Origin of the sequence: Agarivorans sp. Alg241-V36, from assembly GCF_900537085.1 — a bacterium.
Lineage (GTDB): Bacteria > Pseudomonadota > Gammaproteobacteria > Enterobacterales > Celerinatantimonadaceae > Agarivorans.
On sequence record NZ_UNRE01000003.1, the window covers coordinates 215,774 to 232,978 of the forward strand.

Genomic DNA, 17,205 nt, shown 5'->3' on the forward strand with positions numbered 1-17,205 from the left:
GCACGCGAGGCCAAACACCACAGGGAATGTGGACTTGCACAAACATTTCTTGCTTCAGCTTTTTCGCAAAGAAATGAAAACTTAAGAGCTTACACTCATTAGAAAGGGGTAATCGGTATAACCTTTCGCGTCGCCACCATATAAGGTGTCTTGATCTAGTTCATTTAGCTCAGCATCTTGCTTAAAGCGCTCGGGTAGGTCGGGGTTAGCAATAAACGGCGAACCAAACGACACCACGTCGGCGTTATCTTCTGCAATGGCTTGCTCAGCACTATTGGCACTGTAGCCTCCATTAGCCATGTAAGCGCCAGCGAAACGGCTGCGTAGTTGGCCAAAATCAAAGCCTTCACTACTCGCACCTGCAAAATTTTCTACCACGTGAAGATAAGCAAGCTTCATTGGACTGAGCTGCTCAACTAAGTAGTTAAACAAAGCTTGAGGATTACTCTCGGACATAGAATTAAAAGTGCCAGTTGGAGAGATTCTAATCCCCACTCTGCCCGCTCCCCATACCTCTGCCACCGCTTGAGTGACTTCTAAGCTTAGGCGCGCTCGATTTTCGATAGAGCCGCCGTAAATGTCGTCGCGCTGGTTAGTTCCGTCTTTAAGAAACTGATCCAGCAAGTAGCCGTTGGCGGCGTGAATTTCTACGCCGTCGAAGCCTGCTTTTTTAGCGTTAATCGCACCTTGTTTAAACTGCTCAACAATTGAAGCTAGCTCTTCTGTTTCTAGCGCTCGCGGCGTTTCAAAATCTAGAAATCCCTGTTCAGTAAAGGCTTGCCCTTCAGCGGCTATCGCCGATGGCGCTACCGGCAAGCTGCCATCTTGCTGAATCACCGAATGAGAAATGCGCCCAACATGCCATAGCTGCAGCACAATTTTAGAGCCCTTGGCATGCACAGCATCGGTAATTTTTTTCCACCCAGCGATTTGTTGTTCGCTATGAATACCCGGTGTAAACGCATAGCCTTTAGCTTGCGCAGAAACCTGAGTAGCTTCGCTAATAATCAGCGCTGCACTCGAACGTTGAGAATAGTATTCCACATTAAGCTCGTGGGGGTAGTCGCCTGGTTGAGCGGAGCGAGAGCGGGTAAGTGGCGCCATAACAACACGATGTTTCAGTTCAATATCGCCCAGTTTAATTGGCGAAAATAGTGTACTTAAAGACATATCTCTATCCTTTGGGTCATTAAAAGTAACAAATAAAACTTGAGCGAATTACTTAGTCAGTATGCTGTCCGCATTGCGTAAGTAGTCGGCAAACAGCGAGTTAAAATCTTCAACTACCGAGCCCGACACTTCCGGCAAAGCCAGTAAGCGTTGCCCTAGTGCTTTTAACTTGGGAAAGTCTGCAAGTAAATCGCGCTCAAACAAGCGTTCTATAGCCGTAAAACGAGTAAACAATGGTGCTAATGCGGTGTCGATTAAGGCTAAATCCTTGCCGTTAAAAAAGTCCTTATCACTGCTTAGGCCTTCAAGGCGCGAGAGCTTGTCGTTAAGCCCTACCTGCGCTTGGTCAAAGTCTTGTTGGGTTTTAGCCAATGAAGTTTGATACTGCGCCATTAATACTTGGCTAGAGAACTCTATCCATGCGCGATCTTTGGCTTTTTGAAGCGGGTCACTTGGCATTAAAGAGCCTTCGGTAATTTCATCCAAGAATTCATTTATCACCGCAGATTCAAACAAGACATCATCGCCATACTTCAGCACTGGCACTTTGCCTAAAGGAGATAGTGCTAAAAACCAGTCTGGTTTGTTGGCCAAATCAATGTACTTAATCTCAAAGTCGATGCCTTTGTGTAATAAGGTAATCACCGAGCGTTGTACAAAGGGGCAAAGCTTAAAACTTATCAGTTCAATGGTTTGATCCGGCTTATAAATGGCTGACATCGAGTGATTCCTTGTATAAATTAACAAATATGCGCTTGGCCAATCGATATAACTTTTGTATCCAAACGAAACATAGTATCTTTTGGTAACTATAAGAAGGCTTGTAGCGATCTACAAGTACGCACTAATTAGATATTTAGTTTCCTCGAGGTGCCTAATGTTGGATTCAGCGGCTTCTAGCCCAGAAAAAAATTGTGAAGTTTCTTTGACAGAGCAAAAGCATGAATGCCCTGTTTCTACCGCCATTGAAGTGATAGGTGGAAAATGGAAGGTGATTATCTTGTATCAGCTACGTGGTAAAACGCTGCGTTTTGGTGAGCTAAAGCGAGAAATCCCTAAAATCACCCAAAAAACCTTAACTCAACAATTGCGTGATTTAGAAAAAGATAAGCTGATAGAGCGCAAAGTATTTGCCGAAGTGCCGCCAAGAGTGGAGTACACCCCAACCGCCTTAGCCGAGCAGTTAAACCCTGCTTTAGACTTGCTGTGTGGCTGGGGAAAAGCCTATCAAAAGGCCCACGAGTAACTTAAGTACGCCGCAACAAAACATCGCGAATTAAGCCCAGCGCCTGTTTGAGTTTATTTAGATCAGGAGTGGCCATTAAGCTAATGCGCACTGCCGAACGTTGTGGCTTATCAATAGAAAAGTGGTGATCAGCGCTTAGGTGAACCCCTTGTTTTCGCATTACTTCGACAAAGGCCTTACTCGTCCAGCCATCTGGTAGATATAGCCAAAGATGAAAAGCGCTATGCCGTTCATGATCTTGGTTAACAAACTCTAACTCACTAAGCAGCTGCTTTGCTAAGTGCTGTCGTCGAGTAGCTTGGGCTTTTTGCCACTGAGCTATTTTAGCTACATCTCCAGCTTTAATTAACTGGCATGCCAACTGCACCAGCAAAGGAGACGGTAACCACAAGGTTGTTCTTACCAAATTGATGTAATCTTCGCGCAACTCATTGGGGACCACCAACACGCCCAAACGCAAACTAGGTGACACTGATTTAGACAAACTATTTAAGTACACCGTTTGTTTTGGAGCAAAATGGTAGAAGGGTTTAATCTCTTGCTCAGTTAAAAAACCATAAATATCATCATCTATCACCGTGATGGGGCTGCCTTTAACCACTTTAGCAAGCTGCTCTCTTCGCTGATTAGGCATCACGCTGGCAGTGGGATTTTGGCAAGAAGCCACCAACACCAAGGCGCTAATTGGCTGCGCCTGTTGCTGCTGGCTTAAAGATTGAGGCAGGATACCAAATTCATCCATTTCGATGGCAACAGGCACCCTGCCCGTTTGTCTTAATATCGACAAAATACCTGGGTAGCAGAGCCGCTCTACCGCTACCCTATCTCCTACTTGAGTGGTGGCAAGAATCGCCACTAACAACGCGTGTTGAGCACCATGACATATTATGAGCTGCTCTTGGTTACATCGAATGCCTTGAGCTTCCACCCACTGATGTAGCACCGCTAATTGTTCTGGATTGCCTTCGTCATCTTCGTAACCACAAAATGCAGGTAAGTTAGAGGCAGATAGTTGCTGCAACTGAATACTTAATGGGGATATTAAAGGCGCATGTAAAGGCGCAATGAGAGACAAATTAAGTTCATCACCCGTACGTCCCTTAATGCCATCACTCAGGTTAACATTTAGTGATACAAAGCTGCCTTTGCCAACGCCAGAGCTTATTAGGCCTTTGCGCTCTAAATCTTGGTAGGCCTGACGTACTGTAACAGCGCTGCTTCCTAGCGTTCTTGCCAACACTCGATGGGCGGGTAACTTAGCTTGATAACTGAGCTGGCCTTTTAAAATAGCATTTTCAATACAGCGGGCGATCTCTAGATATAAGGGACGAGCTTGCGGATTGAAACCCGCCAACAAGGCTTGCATAAAGGTAAAAGGCTTCCATCAACTCTAAGCTTTAATAAGTCCCTATTGTGCACGCCACTCTCTCTTTAGCAAGCTAAGCAATTAACTATCGATTGAGTTTTGCTCAAGCCAAGCTGGTGCAGAGCGCTTTGTCCACTTTGCGAATGCCATTTTTTCACCAAGGTAAAACTCTCTATAAGCACTCACCGCGTTGTTTGGCTTTTTATATTGCTCAGGCATGGCTTGAGCAAACTCACTTAGCCCCGCACTAGGGTACTTAAATTCACCTAATTTATTCAGTACCGCTATCGACTTGTGATCAACGCTCTTGTTGTAGCGAAACCGGTATTCTTGATTCAGGGCTAAAGTGAGTTGTTTGAGCCACAAATAGTTATCGTAAGATTGCTCCACCCACAATACGCAAGGATGGTTAACATGCGTGGATTTGTAAGGAGTAACAAAGCCCTTTTTATTTAATGCAGTGCACAACATTTGCACGCTTTCTAAAATCATTTTAACCACATGTTGATCGCAGTGGTATTCAGCACATCTTGTTATATCTTGGTCTAGGATAAAAATGTTCATCAGCAATCTCTTGTTAGCACTCACTGCACGCTGCTAAACGCAGCAAACCTTAATTTCCTAGGAATACGTAAGCAGAGCGTTAATCGATTTATCGCCCTCGGCTTTAATGTGCAAGCAAGCTGTAAAATGAACCAGTAAAACAAGTCAATTTGTTAGTGGCTTGAGCCCAAACTGATATTGGGTTTACATTGAACTAGTTCAATGTAAACCTCTTTGTCATATTGTGGTGTTAGCCACTTAACTGCTCTTAGGGTAAAGGAAGACATGATGACTACAGTAACTAAAGCCACCGTTGCATTTATTGGTCTTGGAACAATGGGCTTTCCAATGGCGGGTCACTTAAGCCAGCAAGGCTACCAAGTGGTGGTTTACAACCGTACCGGTGCCACTGCTAAAAAGTGGTTAGCCAAGTATCAAGGTAAACAAGCTTTTAGCCCGGCAGAAGCCGCTAGCCAAGCAGACCTAATATTAACTTGTGTTGGCAACGACCAAGACTTGCAGCAGGTTTACCTTGGCGAACAAGGCATTATTGGCGCAGCAAAGTCAGGCAGCATTTTAGTTGACCATACCACCGCTTCGGCAGAGATTGCCTGCGAGCTAGCTACTGCTGCCAAAGCCCATCAGCTAGAGTTTCTCGACGCACCGGTATCAGGTGGTGAAGCCGGTGCAGTAAACGGCTGCCTAACAGTAATGGTAGGCGGAGAACAATCGACCCTAAGCAAAGTAGCAGCCGTTTTTGATTGCTATGCCAAAGCCGTTAACTTAATAGGACCCGTAGGCTATGGTCAGCGCTGCAAAATGGTCAATCAACTTTGTATTACTGGTATCTTGCAAGGTTTATCAGAAGCGCTAAAGCTGGCAGGTGCCGCTAAGCTAGACATCAACAAAGTTGTAGAGGTGCTGCAGCACGGCGCAGCGGGAAGCTGGCAACTGAGCAATCGAGCCAGCAGCATGACAGCCAATGAGTTTGACTTTGGTTTTGCCATTGATTGGATGAGAAAAGACTTAGCAATATGCTTTGATGAAGCAGACAAACTGGGTGTTGCCTTACCATTAGCCAAACAAGTTGATAATGAATATGCCAAGTTACAACAGCGTGGCTATGCTCGCGCCGATACTTCTGTACTTATCAAACAGTTCGACGACGAACAGCGCTAATTGCCCCCTCGTTGCTTAATCAAGCAGCAAACTGCAGATAAAAAAAACCTAAGGCCAGAGGCCTTAGGTGGGAGTCACGCGAGAACGTGAATACTTAAAAACAATAGAAGTTCAAAAAACGAAAAAGAGCACGACAACACATACCCGCAACAGCACCAAGGGAGTAAGTATGGTGTCTACCAGCATGCTTGCATCTGTCTTGCCTAGCGCAGCGGCTCAAACTGACAACTTTTTCGCTAGCACTGTCTAATGTTAACCCATCTCAGGCAAAGCAAGCTCAATTGGCAAAACTTGACTGTAAGCTTTGATGTACAGTGATTTATGCTAGTACAAAAACAGCTAGATTTTCAGCTTTAGCTTGCGCCAATGCTGCAGCTAGACTAAGCTCGCGCTCAAACGGCATGGCATAAAAATATTGCCAAGCCGAGTCCAATTACTATTTTCCACTGGGTACTTAAAATGACTGTTATCTCTGTTCCTGATTTAGCCAAACCACAAGTTAAAAGCCACCATAAAGCCCGCCACTTAAAAAAGATGGCGATTGGACCATTCGCACAAACCTGTGCCGAAATCCGCTTCGTAGCAGACATTGAAAAATTTGATGAAGTAGATGCAGAGTTAGCTAATACTCAACAGCAGCAAGGCTGGGAGCTATTTATCGCCTACTTTAACGAGCAGTATCATGTAGCCATTAACTTCTTCACTGAGCAAGCAGAGCTAGACGCAGTGATTGAACTGGCCAATGCTGCCATTGTAAAAGTACTGGGTGAGGTTGAGTTGCAAGTACTTGCTGGCGACGCAAACTACGGTGATTGGGACAGCTGCTACAGCAACTAAGCCAATAAAAAAGGCGTAAGTAATAACTTTACGCCTTTTGCTTTCACTAGTGATTCGCTATGTATACATAGCGCAATCGTAGCTAGTAACTAAATTCAAGCTTTCTAATACTGTTCAACTGATTTAACGCACGAAGGGTCATTTTAAGCGGTACCCAGACAAAATAGGCTGAGGCAATAATCACCATTGCCGGATCGGCATATACTGCAAATGCGGCGTAAGCACTTTTACTTAATAGCATCGCCACAACAAAGCCAAGCAACACCGCCCCGCTTATTACACTGTCCATTAACCATTGTTTCGCTTCTGCATCCAGCAGCAGCGACTGTTTACTCGCTCTTGTGAGGATCAGATAAGTCGCTATACAGCCCACAACATTAATCAGCCCGAACACCAAGGCTAAACCGGTATCCACATCGCGGCCACCATTTACTATGGCCAATACTGCAGATCCAAATGAAAACAAACACATAGCACTAATCGCTAAACCTTTGAAGGCCACCACAGCCGGCTCTATCATTAGCGCTTTATTGGGCTGTTCTTCAAATACAGGGTGTTTTCTTAACGCTAGAGAGCCCAATGAAACTAGCGTTAACGCTAGACTCACCAAAGAATAGGCACCATCAAATACAATCACTAAAGAACCGGCCCAAAAACCAAGGCTGATACCGAGTAAAGCAAACAAAAAGGAGGAAAAACTAGAAAAACTTAACAGCGTTTTTTCTGATACAGCGGAGCGAAACATTTAACTACTTATGACGCCTTTTGGCATCATAACCTTCTATCAAATAATAAAAGTTCGCTATTGTAGTGGTTAAATAACCCACATTCAAGCCAAATTCTCCGCTGCAAAATCAGCAGTAGAGAGCCAAAACGCAAACCTAGTAATGTGCCTTAATTCTCTGACTCAACTAAGGCTTTAATCTTGTGGGCTTTTTCAAAATGATCGAGCTGGTGAGTTTCTATCCACCACCTGGCGGCTTCCATTAGCAACTCGGGCTTATCATTTTTATTGGCAAAAAACGCGTAGAAAGACAAACCTACATTACTACCTTTAGCCTCAATTTTGCTTTGGCATACCTTAATAATATGGGCGCGCAAGCTTGCTCTCATAATCTTTGTTATTCCTGCAACTGCCAACCTGGCGCAATGTTTAAGCCCGATACATTTGCCAGTACCTTGCTGTCTTTTAAGGCCAATTGGTATTCGCCACCACTCAAACTGTGTTGTTTGGAACAATCAACATTCCATTGGCGTAATAAATACCCCGCCAGCGCAGCGCGTACTTCAAGTTTAAGCGCCCCTTCATGCATCGCATAATCAAGTTCGATGGCTTGTGGGTAATGCAAGCTAGGGTGAGCCACCAGCTCCAACTCAACAATGTGATTCCATTGTTTGTCGTATTCGCGCGCTTCTAGCGTGGCAATTGACTGATCAAGAACTTCCAATTGGGTAAAGCGAGTACATACAAAATCTCTAAAGCTACCACTGACTCGGTCAAAAGCTCTAACATGCCAGCGGTGGCCATTATTGACTAAACTGTGAGGCACTATTTCCCGGCTGCTTTCGCCGGAAGATATAGACAGATAACTGCACTTTAGCGGTACGCGGTGATGAATAGCACGCATAATAGAGGCAATAAAATCAGCCTTAGGATGCACCAATCTAACCGCATCAAAGCAGGTATCACTAGGCTCTAGCGGAAATGATAAGCCGTCACCAAAACCATGAGACAGACCCGTTAATATCGCTTCTGGATTATGAGAAAACAAAGGAGAGAATTGATCCCTGCGTAAATACCTGCGTGCTTTATGATCTAAAAAAGCATTATTAGGCGCAAGTTGCTTATAGCTAGCGAGATCGCGGGTAGCAGCAGCAAGCCCTGTTTGAAATCGACTAATTAAGTCGGCTCTACTCACTTCGCCAAAATACTCTAGGCTAAAATCAATAAAGGCCAGTCGGCTTCTTTGTCCATGGTTCAGTTCATTCAAATCCATTTTGCTTCGCTCTATTCATCTCGAAAAGACAAATACTAACAAGCACCTTAGGCATAGGCAATCATTTTGATTAGGTATAAACATGCCTGTGACATTGGCCTATTTTAAGCTGTAAAAAGCATCATAAAGCGCGCTGAGCAATTACTATTTTTCACAAATTAGGTCGCTATTTTTCACCATAAAGCTTTCTGCCTCGCAAAATCAGCAAGCACCATGAAATAAACTAATTTATTTTTATCAAGAACTTAGCAAATTACCATCAACCAATGTCACACATCTAGATCACATTCACTAAGTCCAAAGCTGGTTCTGAGCATTTTTTGCCCAGCACAAAATATAAACTATCACTGTTAGCGCTAACAAAAATAATAATGATCAATTGTAAGGATGAACAATGACAGTTTTTTCAACTACGCGCCCATTGCTAAGCTGCGCAATAATCGGCTCAGCATTGATGTTAAATTGCGCCAGCTTTTCGGCCAGTGCCGCATTAAGCAAACAGAATTTAGCCAATTCTGGATATTGGGGAGGTATATTGCTTCCCAACGACACTGCGATTAATGCATCAGAACTGAACAGCATATATAACCGTTTTGTCGACAACTATATCGTTAATGCCGGTACCGACATGGCACGAGTTAAATGGGGTTCGGGCGGTGCGTTGCGGGATGGCAGTGGCAACGTAAGTAAAGATGCTTACGCAACCGCCTCTGAAGGTATGGGTTACGGAATGCTAGTTACCGCTTATGGCGATGACAAAACTCGCTTCGATAAACTCTTTCGGTTTTATAGAAAAGCCTTAGATGATAACAATGCTGATTTAATGCCTTGGTTAGTGTGGAGCAATGCCTCGCCAGTAACCAACGATATTTGTTATGGCATTGTTGGCCAAAGCCAAACCTGTTTTGGCGCGGGTGGTGGCGGCCCAGCCACCGATGGTGATATTGATATTGCCATGGCACTGTTTGTTGCCGCGGATAAATGGGACAACCCCGATATTGATTATCGCGCAGAGGCGATTCACATTGTAAACGAACTGCACGATAACTGGTTGCATTGGTGCGCTGATGACGGCGGTACTTGGGTGGTAAAACCTTATCAAAAGTCTAACTTCGACCCATGTAATGATGAAATTGATGCCTCTTATTCAATACCGGCATTCTTTCGTTACTTTGCGGAGGTAGCTGCGGTAGACAGCTCGGTAAAAAATGCTAATGACCGCTGGAACTCAGCTGCGCGCGATCTATACAGCAAGTTACTCGACAAACAAAAAGCTGGTCCAAATGGGGATAAAACCTTTGTTCCAGATTGGATGAAGTTAGATGGAAGCGCGGTTACCGGCAGAAGCACCAACTATGGCTCTGATGCTTCACGTATTCCTTGGCGCGTCACCATGGACTACGCCTGGTATGGAAGCAGTGAGTCGCAAGACTGGACACGCCGCTTAATCAATGACTTGGTAAATAATTCCAATAATGGCGGCATTGCCGATATTAACGCTGATATTTCCCAAGCCACTGGAAACTCTGCTGGTTATAACGGGCGTTCTTTCTCTGGAGGATTTGCGGTAGCCGCAATGCTCTATAACTGGTACCCAGACAATGCCAACGATTACACCGAGCATTGGGTGGATGAAACCTTAAATGGCAGCCTACCTTGGAACATTGGGGCTAACGGTTACGAAAACGCCAATAACGATTACTACGGCATGGCGCTTTCGGCTTTATATGCACTTACTCTCACCGGCAATGCCTATAAGCCAGCACTAAATTAGGCTTGAGTGTTAGGCTTGAATTCTAGGGTTAATTTAGCGGTATAACCCTAGTCCATGACCAAGGTCTCGCCAATTTTCATGGTAATAAACGGTGCCGACGCAGCTTCGGAGCTACTTAAATCTCCTAACAGCTCGGCGGGCTCCATCACCGGCTCTGCAGTAAGCGGGTAAGTTCCCCAGTGCATGCCAATAGACAGTTTGGCTTTTACATCTTGATGCACTTTTATCGCTTCGGGAACATTAACGTGCTGGTCTTTCATGAAGCCACGTGGTGAGTAAGCGCCAATAGGAATAAATGCCAGATCGATTTCTCCTGCTCGCTCGCCTATCTCTTTAAAATCATAAGGGTTATAGCCGGTATCTCCAGCAAACCAATAACGCTTGCCGTTAAACTCAATGAGCCAACTGGCCCAGTGGCTTTTATTGCGATCAAACAAGCCTCGTGCCGACCAATGTTGGCTAGGTGTAGCGGTTACCAAGGCCTCACCCTTTTGCTGCGAGCCCCACCAAGGTAGTTCGGTAATGTTGCTTGGTTCAATATCCATTTTTTCAAACCAAACGCCTAAGCCTTCTGGCACAAAATAATGGGTAGAATTTCCGAAGTGCTCAATGGCCTTTTTATCCAAGTGATCATAGTGATTATGAGAAATAACCACAAAGTCCACGCTAGGTAGTTCTTCTGGATTAAAGGTGAGTGGCACTAAACGTTTTGGTCCGGCAAAGCTTACTGGCGATACTCGCTCACTAAAAACCGGATCGGTAAGAAAAGTTAGCTCTGGCAATTGCACCAAAAAGCTGGAGTGACCTAACCAAGTCACCTTAGTGCCAGCATGACTATTATTAAGCAGTTCCACATCAACATCTTGGCGCGGCACGCGGTGAGCTTCGGCAGCTTGATCAGACCATTTCGTATCGCCAAAAAAGCGAACATAAAGAAACTTAAAGGGGTTTTTAGCGATCGGCTCAAGATGGTTATTTTGATACTCTTTATCCGAGGAACTACAGGCAATAACTAAGCCCACCGCGGCCAAAATCAACAATTTTACAAATAGCTTCACGCTTTACATCCCTTAAATCTTTTCCAAGAAAACTCACTCTAGTGTCTAGCCACAAGCTTTGGCAAGTTGCTAAACAATAAAAAAGCGCTGGGGTTTACCAGCGCTTTTTCGTGATACGGCTTTATTTAGTCCAACTCATATTCTTTACTTAAACTCATTACACTCACTCGCCCTTTGCCTTCAGCCTTAGCACGATATAAGGCGCGGTCAGCTTGTTTGAGTAACCAATCCTCGTTTAAGTCACTGTGCTCTACGCCACCACAATCGGTAATACCAATTGAGCAACTAAGATCGGGTAAATTATCCACCAAATCTGGTTTTTCAGCCCATGCGCGTAACTGATCTTTGAAGTAGTTTTTCTTGTGCAAATTGGCTAGTAAACGCTCAGCGGTAAGCTTTGCTTGATCGTGTTTAGCGCTGGGGAATACCACCACAAATTCGTCGCCTCCCCAGCGGGCAACAATGTCGCCAGCACGCATGGTATCTACTAACAAATCTGAGAAAGCCGACAGTACTTTGTCGCCAACATCGTGGCCGAGTAAGTCGTTTACAATCTTAAAGTTATCTAAATCGATATAGGCCAAAGAACAGTGATAAGTGCCAGCCTGTTGCTCAAACATCACCAGCTCTTGCTCTAAACGCGCCAACAATGCTTGTCTGTTGAGCAACCCAGTAAGCGAGTCGGTAGTAGACATCTTAAGCAGGTTTTCTCGGTGCTTAAGCTGCTGCAATTGGCTGCCTAACTGGCGGCTAATTAGGTTAAGCGTATCTTGGTCTTGGCGGTCAAAATATCGATTACTGTTAAAGTTACAAAGAGTTAAAGCGCCGTATAAATGCTCATCAACAAATATAGGCAAACAAGCGACCGAGTTATAGGTGGCACGTTTTCCATCTTCACCTTTGGAACTAAAACTATTGTTTATCCAAGTACTCTGGTTATCTTTCATATGTGCTAAGTATTGCTCTACTTGCTCTTTGCTAAGCAATTTACCTACATGTGCCCATTCTTGCCAACCTTCGCTATCTAAATGATGCACCATGCCTACTTGCACGGTAAAGTTACCACAAACCAGTTTTAAGCTTTCAACCGCTAAATCAATAGTGCTTTCAAAGCGCTCAGGCAGTGATTGCATGCGACTAATGAGCTGCATTTCTCTTAAACGCTGCTGCACTTGGCGGAGCTGAGTATCCTGTTTAGCACTGCGAACCAAATCATCAAGATTAAGGTGAATAGGCGCTAGCTGATAGCTATTAATATCTTTGGCATAAAACACTTCGCGCTTATCAATGGTGGTTTTTATGTCATTAAAAATTTCAGTGAATCGCGGCAAAATAAGCACTTCACACATGGCTAGGCTATTGTTCAGCAAGTTATCACAGGCTTCCCATTTACCGCGGCGGCTATACACTTCTAATAGCTCGGTGCTGCACTGCGGCAACAAACGGCTATCCATGTCGACTACTTCGCCAAGTAGCGCTGGTGCTTCTTCGAAAATCTCTTCGGCTTTATCTAAGCGACCATCTACCACCTCGAGCGCACCTTGTAACAAGGCTTTTAAAAATGCGCCAGTGCCAGAGGGCTTAAAAGGCAAACCTTGCATACGCTCTAAACATTGTTGGGCGCGAGCACGCTCGCCGAGTTTAGAATGACAAAAGCCTTTTAAGCTAAATACGTCGTAGAGGTTTCTAAAAGGGAAGTGAGTCATTTGTCTAATTCGACAAATTCTTACTAGCTGCTCCAATACATCACAAGCTTGTTGGTAATCGCGGGTGCAAAAATATAGCCAAGCGAAGTTATACAAAGTCACCACCAACTCAGAGTAGTCACCGGTGTGCCTAGCAATATCGTAAGCGGCCAAATACTGTTCTTGAGCTTCTGGGTATTTTTCTAAGAGGGTATTAAAGTAGCCGGTGCCGTTATACATTCGCACCCGTTCACTGGCTTCACCAAGTTCTTCGCGAATACGCGAGCTAACACCAAAACAGCGGAAGGTGGCATTGTAACGGCTAATATAAGAGTAAATAATGCCCTTGCTATGATAGCTTGCAGCGATACCTTGTCGATGGCCAATTCGGCGCGCTAGCTTTAGCGCTTTTTGAGTAAAATCTAAAGCAATCTTTGAATCTAAATCTTCATAAAAACGTAGGTAGGTATAGTAGTTACGCAGGGCATATAGCCGTGAGCAATCCATGTTGTATTGCTGTAACTCACTGTCTAAATGGGCAAACTCAGCCAACTTTAGCGGCGTAGATGATTTATCATGAGCGTAAAAGTTTACGAATAAGGATTGCGCGACCAAGTGACCATTGGTTGCTTGACCCGCCAGTTCTAAGGCTGCTTCTGAGCATTGCATTGCTTCTTCAAAGCTCTGCTGTTGCACCAAGGTAACGCTGAGCAAATTTAACAGCCGTACCTTGTCGTAAGTATTGTTTAAAGACTCTTGGAAAACTTGAAGAAGCTCTAATTCTGTTACCGCGGCATTCAGCTCACCTTGATACAACAGGGCTTCTGCCAAGAATAGCTGCAGCCTTACTTTTAAGCTGCTTTCTAAATCAGAGCTATCTAGCATTAAACGGGCAGCAACTTCCGCCTCTGGCCAGGCCATAAATGCGATGTTTTCTGCTACTAAGGTTTCAGCACTTTTTACACATTCTCGATATTGCCAGTGAACCTTTAGCGGAGATTGGCTAGCAGGCACCTTGTGCAATAAGGTGGTGTCATCTAACCAATCTAAGAAACCTTCCCAAGCTTCATCGTCTTGGCGATTAGCCAGTGCATATTGGGTATCTACGGAGGTAAGCACTAACACTGGAATACTCAGCTGATTAGCGACTAAAGCTTGCATTATTTTAATTGCAGAAGCAGAGGCAAAATGCCAGCCACTTACTACCACAATCGCAGGCTCAACAAATAACTTAGCGACCAACGCGATAATCGCGTTTTCAATAGACTGCTGTTCGAAATAAAGATCGTCAACTAACACCAGCTCGCTGCGCTCAAAACGCTCGCCTTTAAACATGGCACACAAATTTTGTTGTAGTGGAACAAAATCAGTAACACTAGCGGCTAGCTCTTCAGCACTATAGTTAGATTGCTCGAAACGGCGAATTAGCAGCGCAAATAACGCGCTGTAAGGAGAGTAAGCACTCAAATTGTTGAGGCTTATCATGTACAGAGGAACGCCTTGTTGTTCTGCAAAATCAGAGGTGCAACGGGCTAAATTATCGGAATCTGAGCTTTGGAAAAAACTAAAACTGGTTGATCCACCTAAGGTACGCTGCCAATCAATTGACAAACGTTTTGCAAAACTGTCCATCTGGGGCATGGTTGAAATCGCCCTCCTAGGCTAAATTTACCGCTGATATACTAATTTATTTACCTATTTATCGCTGCCAAGATGGTCACATAAAAAGGCGGGAAAATCGTTAACAAACAGGGATAAGGCAAAATCTGATAAGTTGGTCAATATTCTTATACTATAAATACCAACAAAGACCTGTTAAGCAAGGCTCTCTTGCTCAAAAATATCAGCGAATAGCTCGATATTATCCACTCGCATGTCGTACCATAAGCTCTCATACTAAGCAGCGCTATTTTAATGTCTTTAACTCACCAACAACAAGCAAAACTTAAGCAACTCAATCAAGCTAGCAGCATTTCTGATGTCGTAACTATTCAGTCACTTTGGGGTGGTTATGGCGAACTACTTAGAGTGAAGTTTGAACAGGGTATTCGCCCAAGCTTGGTGGTTAAAAATATCGCTTTTCCAGAGCAAACTAAGCACCCGCGTGGATGGAATACTGCTCGTTCTCACCAACGTAAAGTTCATTCTTATCAAGTTGAACTAGCTTGGTATCAGCAGTTTGCCCAAGATTGTGACCAGCACTGTTATGTGCCTCAGCTCATCGACTCAAGCCAGCTCAATGGACAGCAAAGCATTGTATTGGAAGACCTACAAACCCTGGGTTATAGCGAAGTAAAACATGAAATAGACATAGAGCAAGCTTTTGTTTGTATTCGTTGGTTAGCCTATTTTCATGCCCGTTTTTTACAACGCTCAGCCTCTTCACTGTGGGCACAAGGGGGCTACTGGCATCTAGCCACCCGCCCCGACGAGCTAGCCGCCATGGCCGAGTCACCATTAAAACAAGCCGCTTTAGCGATTGACCAAAGCTTGCAATCAAGTGACTACTCTTGCCTTATTCATGGAGATGCCAAGCTGGCTAACTTTTGCTTTAATCAAGCACTAAGCCGAGTAGCCGCGGTCGATTTTCAATACGTAGGTAAGGGTTGTGGCATCCAAGACTTGGCCTTGTTCATAGGCAGCTGCCTCAGTGAACAACAGTGTTTTGAGCAAGAAAAAAGCATTATTGACTACTACTTTAAAATGCTGCAACAAGCCCTTGAACACTATGCTATTCCTGATGTTAACGTCGCAAAACTAGAGCAACAATGGCGTGACTTATATCCGTTTTCTTGGGCTGACTTTGAACGCTTTTTGCAAGGCTGGAGCCCCGGCCACTGGAAACTAAACAGCTACAGCCACCAACAAACCCAGTTAGCACTCAAGGTTTTGGCAGGAAGTGACAATGACTAAGCACAAGATACACTGCCCTTTTAGCTCTGCTCAAATGCAACAGTTTGTTAGCGTAGCCATAAACGCCGCCAAGCAAGCTGGTGAATACATTGCAGCTTACCCAAGAGAGCAGCTAAAGGTAGAACACAAATCTCAAGACTTAAGTTTAAGTGCACAGGTGGTTACCGAGGTAGACAGACACTGTGAAAGGATGATTCTCAACACGCTTAAGCCAATCTCTCAGCTGCATCAACTAGCAACTCTCGCCGAAGAAAATACCGAGGGCTTCGATTTAGAACAACATCCGCGCTTTCATTGTGAAGCCTTTTGGGCAATCGACCCCTTAGATGGCACTCTGCCCTTTATCGAAGGCAGCGATGGTTATGCGATATCAATAGCTTTGGTCAACAAAGCCGGCCAAGCCCTTCTGGGCTTATGCTACCTCCCCTTTAGTGACACCCTTTACCATAGCTACTTTAATCCCGACTCTCAGCAATATACCAGTTTTAAACAGCAGCTTACTTTTAAGCAGAAAAAACCAAGCAAGCTAAAAGATATAGACTCCACCTTGCTAAACTTTTATTGCGATAGAAGCAGCCTTAAACTCCCTTATTTTGAACAACTTAAGCAGCAGTTAGAGCAACTTGCCAAACGCCTTGGCTATTCTAAATTGCAAGTTTTAAGTAGTGCTGGAGCCGTAGTAAACGCTTGCTCTGTAATCAGCGAGCCTGACGCCCTTTATTTAAAACTGGCGAAACGCACCCAAGGTGGCGGTAGTATTTGGGACTTTGCCGCCAGCGCGAGCATCGCCCAAGGATGCGACGTTTGGGTAAGTGACAGCAACGGCCACGCCTTAGAACTTAACAACCCAAGCAGCTTTATGAACCTAAAAGGCATACTCTTTGCCAGTAATTCAAGCTTAGCGAAACAAGTACTGGCCTTAGAGTTAAACCAACAGTTTAGTGATGTTTAGGTAAGTGACGAAAACAGCAGATTTAGCGGCATAGCGCAAAGCTTTCATACTCAAAGGAAGAGTCAGATTGATCGAATTTAAAGGAAACAACACCCTCGTTGTTAAAGGGAAAGATGAATATAAACTATCGCGAATACATTCTGTATCAGCCAAGCCCTTAAGTATTAAGGATCAGTGCTTACACTTTATGTCTTGTGCGCTGTCTTTTTCCACTATAGGCTGGATTGGTGCGTATTCAGCTCCCGTGCTAGCGTCTTATTTTGCATCTTTTCTGTTTGGCCTTGGGCTTTTATGGGCACTTTTTACTTTTAGACGATATGAGCTGCGAGCCGGATTTAAAGCAGTGGACGAAACCGGTGATTTTGAAGTGCCGATTTGTCGTTGTATTAAGCAACGAGACTTTAGCCGGTTAAAACAAGCTGCAGAAGACATATCGCAGCGCTTAAACTCACCATCCTCTAAACCATACAAGCCTCTATAAGACA

At 44.5% G+C, this 17,205-nt stretch carries 16 protein-coding genes; 7 read left to right on the forward strand and 9 right to left on the reverse strand.

Annotation, left to right across the window (positions count from 1 at the left end; translation table 11 throughout):
* Positions 1 to 81 precede the first annotated feature (81 nt).
* Both G6R11_RS08345 and G6R11_RS08350 read right to left on the reverse strand, forming a co-directional pair.
* Complete coding sequence (locus G6R11_RS08345) at positions 82 to 1,170, reverse strand: alkene reductase (protein ID WP_163132621.1); 1,089 nt, start codon at positions 1,168 to 1,170, stop codon at positions 82 to 84.
* A gap of 48 nt (positions 1,171 to 1,218) precedes the next feature.
* The gene (locus G6R11_RS08350) at positions 1,219 to 1,890 is read right to left on the reverse strand and encodes a glutathione S-transferase family protein (RefSeq protein ID WP_163132622.1); all 672 of its coding nucleotides are present in this window, start codon (positions 1,888 to 1,890) and stop codon (positions 1,219 to 1,221) included.
* Between the two features lie 157 nt (positions 1,891 to 2,047).
* Between G6R11_RS08350 and G6R11_RS08355 the strand changes: the two genes are divergently transcribed.
* The gene (locus G6R11_RS08355; RefSeq protein ID WP_152779493.1) at positions 2,048 to 2,416 is read left to right on the forward strand and encodes a helix-turn-helix domain-containing protein; all 369 of its coding nucleotides are present in this window, start codon (positions 2,048 to 2,050) and stop codon (positions 2,414 to 2,416) included.
* A 1-nt stretch (position 2,417) separates the two neighbouring features.
* On the opposite strand, the gene G6R11_RS08360 is transcribed toward G6R11_RS08355, so the two are convergent.
* Positions 2,418 to 3,782, reverse strand: a complete 1,365-nt coding sequence (locus G6R11_RS08360) for a PLP-dependent aminotransferase family protein (protein WP_163132623.1) — start codon at positions 3,780 to 3,782, stop codon at positions 2,418 to 2,420.
* Between the two features lie 81 nt (positions 3,783 to 3,863).
* Entirely contained in the window at positions 3,864 to 4,346 is a 483-nt protein-coding gene (locus G6R11_RS08365; RefSeq protein WP_163132624.1) for a pyrimidine dimer DNA glycosylase/endonuclease V, read from the reverse strand.
* 267 nt (positions 4,347 to 4,613) lie between these two features.
* Between G6R11_RS08365 and G6R11_RS08370 the strand changes: the two genes are divergently transcribed.
* Both G6R11_RS08370 and G6R11_RS08375 read left to right on the forward strand, forming a co-directional pair.
* Positions 4,614 to 5,504 carry an NAD(P)-dependent oxidoreductase gene (locus G6R11_RS08370; protein ID WP_163132625.1) on the forward strand — a complete coding sequence of 297 codons (891 nt, stop codon included), beginning with the start codon at positions 4,614 to 4,616 and terminating at the stop codon, positions 5,502 to 5,504.
* 459 nt (positions 5,505 to 5,963) lie between these two features.
* Positions 5,964 to 6,341 carry a hypothetical protein gene (locus tag G6R11_RS08375; protein ID WP_163132626.1) on the forward strand — a complete coding sequence of 126 codons (378 nt, stop codon included), beginning with the start codon at positions 5,964 to 5,966 and terminating at the stop codon, positions 6,339 to 6,341.
* Positions 6,342 to 6,423: 82 nt separating this feature from the next.
* On the opposite strand, the gene G6R11_RS08380 is transcribed toward G6R11_RS08375, so the two are convergent.
* The 3 genes from G6R11_RS08380 to G6R11_RS08390 all read right to left on the reverse strand — a co-directional run bounded on the left by G6R11_RS08380 (position 6,424) and on the right by G6R11_RS08390 (position 8,338).
* Complete coding sequence (locus tag G6R11_RS08380; protein ID WP_163132627.1) at positions 6,424 to 7,086, reverse strand: cation transporter; 663 nt, start codon at positions 7,084 to 7,086, stop codon at positions 6,424 to 6,426.
* Between the two features lie 149 nt (positions 7,087 to 7,235).
* Positions 7,236 to 7,454 carry a DUF6500 family protein gene (locus G6R11_RS08385; RefSeq protein WP_163132628.1) on the reverse strand — a complete coding sequence of 73 codons (219 nt, stop codon included), beginning with the start codon at positions 7,452 to 7,454 and terminating at the stop codon, positions 7,236 to 7,238.
* 8 nt (positions 7,455 to 7,462) lie between these two features.
* Complete coding sequence (locus G6R11_RS08390; RefSeq protein ID WP_163132629.1) at positions 7,463 to 8,338, reverse strand: WYL domain-containing protein; 876 nt, start codon at positions 8,336 to 8,338, stop codon at positions 7,463 to 7,465.
* Positions 8,339 to 8,732: 394 nt separating this feature from the next.
* Between G6R11_RS08390 and G6R11_RS08395 the strand changes: the two genes are divergently transcribed.
* Entirely contained in the window at positions 8,733 to 10,112 is a 1,380-nt protein-coding gene (locus G6R11_RS08395; protein WP_163132630.1) for a glycosyl hydrolase family 8, read from the forward strand.
* Positions 10,113 to 10,159: 47 nt separating this feature from the next.
* On the opposite strand, the gene G6R11_RS08400 is transcribed toward G6R11_RS08395, so the two are convergent.
* Together G6R11_RS08400 and G6R11_RS08405 are read right to left on the reverse strand one after the other, a co-directional pair.
* Complete coding sequence (locus tag G6R11_RS08400; protein ID WP_163132631.1) at positions 10,160 to 11,170, reverse strand: MBL fold metallo-hydrolase; 1,011 nt, start codon at positions 11,168 to 11,170, stop codon at positions 10,160 to 10,162.
* Between the two features lie 125 nt (positions 11,171 to 11,295).
* Positions 11,296 to 14,496 carry a diguanylate cyclase gene (locus G6R11_RS08405; protein WP_163132632.1) on the reverse strand — a complete coding sequence of 1,067 codons (3,201 nt, stop codon included), beginning with the start codon at positions 14,494 to 14,496 and terminating at the stop codon, positions 11,296 to 11,298.
* A 273-nt stretch (positions 14,497 to 14,769) separates the two neighbouring features.
* Here G6R11_RS08405 and G6R11_RS08410 point away from each other — a divergent pair, with 273 nt between their 5' ends.
* From G6R11_RS08410 to G6R11_RS08420, 3 genes are all read left to right on the forward strand, one after another.
* Complete coding sequence (locus G6R11_RS08410; RefSeq protein WP_163132633.1) at positions 14,770 to 15,768, forward strand: phosphotransferase; 999 nt, start codon at positions 14,770 to 14,772, stop codon at positions 15,766 to 15,768.
* The gene (locus G6R11_RS08415) at positions 15,761 to 16,720 is read left to right on the forward strand and encodes a 3'(2'),5'-bisphosphate nucleotidase CysQ (protein WP_163132634.1); all 960 of its coding nucleotides are present in this window, start codon (positions 15,761 to 15,763) and stop codon (positions 16,718 to 16,720) included. The genes G6R11_RS08410 and G6R11_RS08415 overlap by 8 nt, the downstream gene beginning before the upstream one ends.
* A gap of 67 nt (positions 16,721 to 16,787) precedes the next feature.
* Positions 16,788 to 17,201 (forward strand): hypothetical protein, encoded by a 414-nt coding sequence (locus G6R11_RS08420; RefSeq protein WP_163132635.1) that lies wholly within the window; start codon positions 16,788 to 16,790, stop codon positions 17,199 to 17,201.
* Positions 17,202 to 17,205: the final 4 nt, after the last annotated feature.

Excerpts from the sequence above, each read along its gene's own strand:
- G6R11_RS08350 (WP_163132622.1), bottom strand. The coding sequence starts at position 1,890 with ATGTCAGCCATTTATAAGCCGGATCAAACCATTGAACTGATAAGTTTT.
- G6R11_RS08380 (WP_163132627.1), bottom strand. The coding sequence starts at position 7,086 with ATGTTTCGCTCCGCTGTATCAGAAAAAACGCTGTTAAGTTTTTCTAGT.
- G6R11_RS08390 (WP_163132629.1), bottom strand. The coding sequence starts at position 8,338 with ATGGATTTGAATGAACTGAACCATGGACAAAGAAGCCGACTGGCCTTT.
- G6R11_RS08360 (WP_163132623.1), bottom strand. The coding sequence starts at position 3,782 with ATGCAAGCCTTGTTGGCGGGTTTCAATCCGCAAGCTCGTCCCTTATAT.
- G6R11_RS08395 (WP_163132630.1), top strand. The coding sequence starts at position 8,733 with ATGACAGTTTTTTCAACTACGCGCCCATTGCTAAGCTGCGCAATAATC.
- G6R11_RS08370 (WP_163132625.1), top strand. The coding sequence starts at position 4,614 with ATGACTACAGTAACTAAAGCCACCGTTGCATTTATTGGTCTTGGAACA.
- G6R11_RS08375 (WP_163132626.1), top strand. The coding sequence starts at position 5,964 with ATGACTGTTATCTCTGTTCCTGATTTAGCCAAACCACAAGTTAAAAGC.
- G6R11_RS08405 (WP_163132632.1), bottom strand. The coding sequence starts at position 14,496 with ATGCCCCAGATGGACAGTTTTGCAAAACGTTTGTCAATTGATTGGCAG.
- G6R11_RS08415 (WP_163132634.1), top strand. The coding sequence starts at position 15,761 with ATGACTAAGCACAAGATACACTGCCCTTTTAGCTCTGCTCAAATGCAA.
- G6R11_RS08345 (WP_163132621.1), bottom strand. The coding sequence starts at position 1,170 with ATGTCTTTAAGTACACTATTTTCGCCAATTAAACTGGGCGATATTGAA.
- G6R11_RS08355 (WP_152779493.1), top strand. The coding sequence starts at position 2,048 with ATGTTGGATTCAGCGGCTTCTAGCCCAGAAAAAAATTGTGAAGTTTCT.
- G6R11_RS08365 (WP_163132624.1), bottom strand. The coding sequence starts at position 4,346 with ATGAACATTTTTATCCTAGACCAAGATATAACAAGATGTGCTGAATAC.
- G6R11_RS08385 (WP_163132628.1), bottom strand. The coding sequence starts at position 7,454 with ATGAGAGCAAGCTTGCGCGCCCATATTATTAAGGTATGCCAAAGCAAA.
- G6R11_RS08410 (WP_163132633.1), top strand. The coding sequence starts at position 14,770 with ATGTCTTTAACTCACCAACAACAAGCAAAACTTAAGCAACTCAATCAA.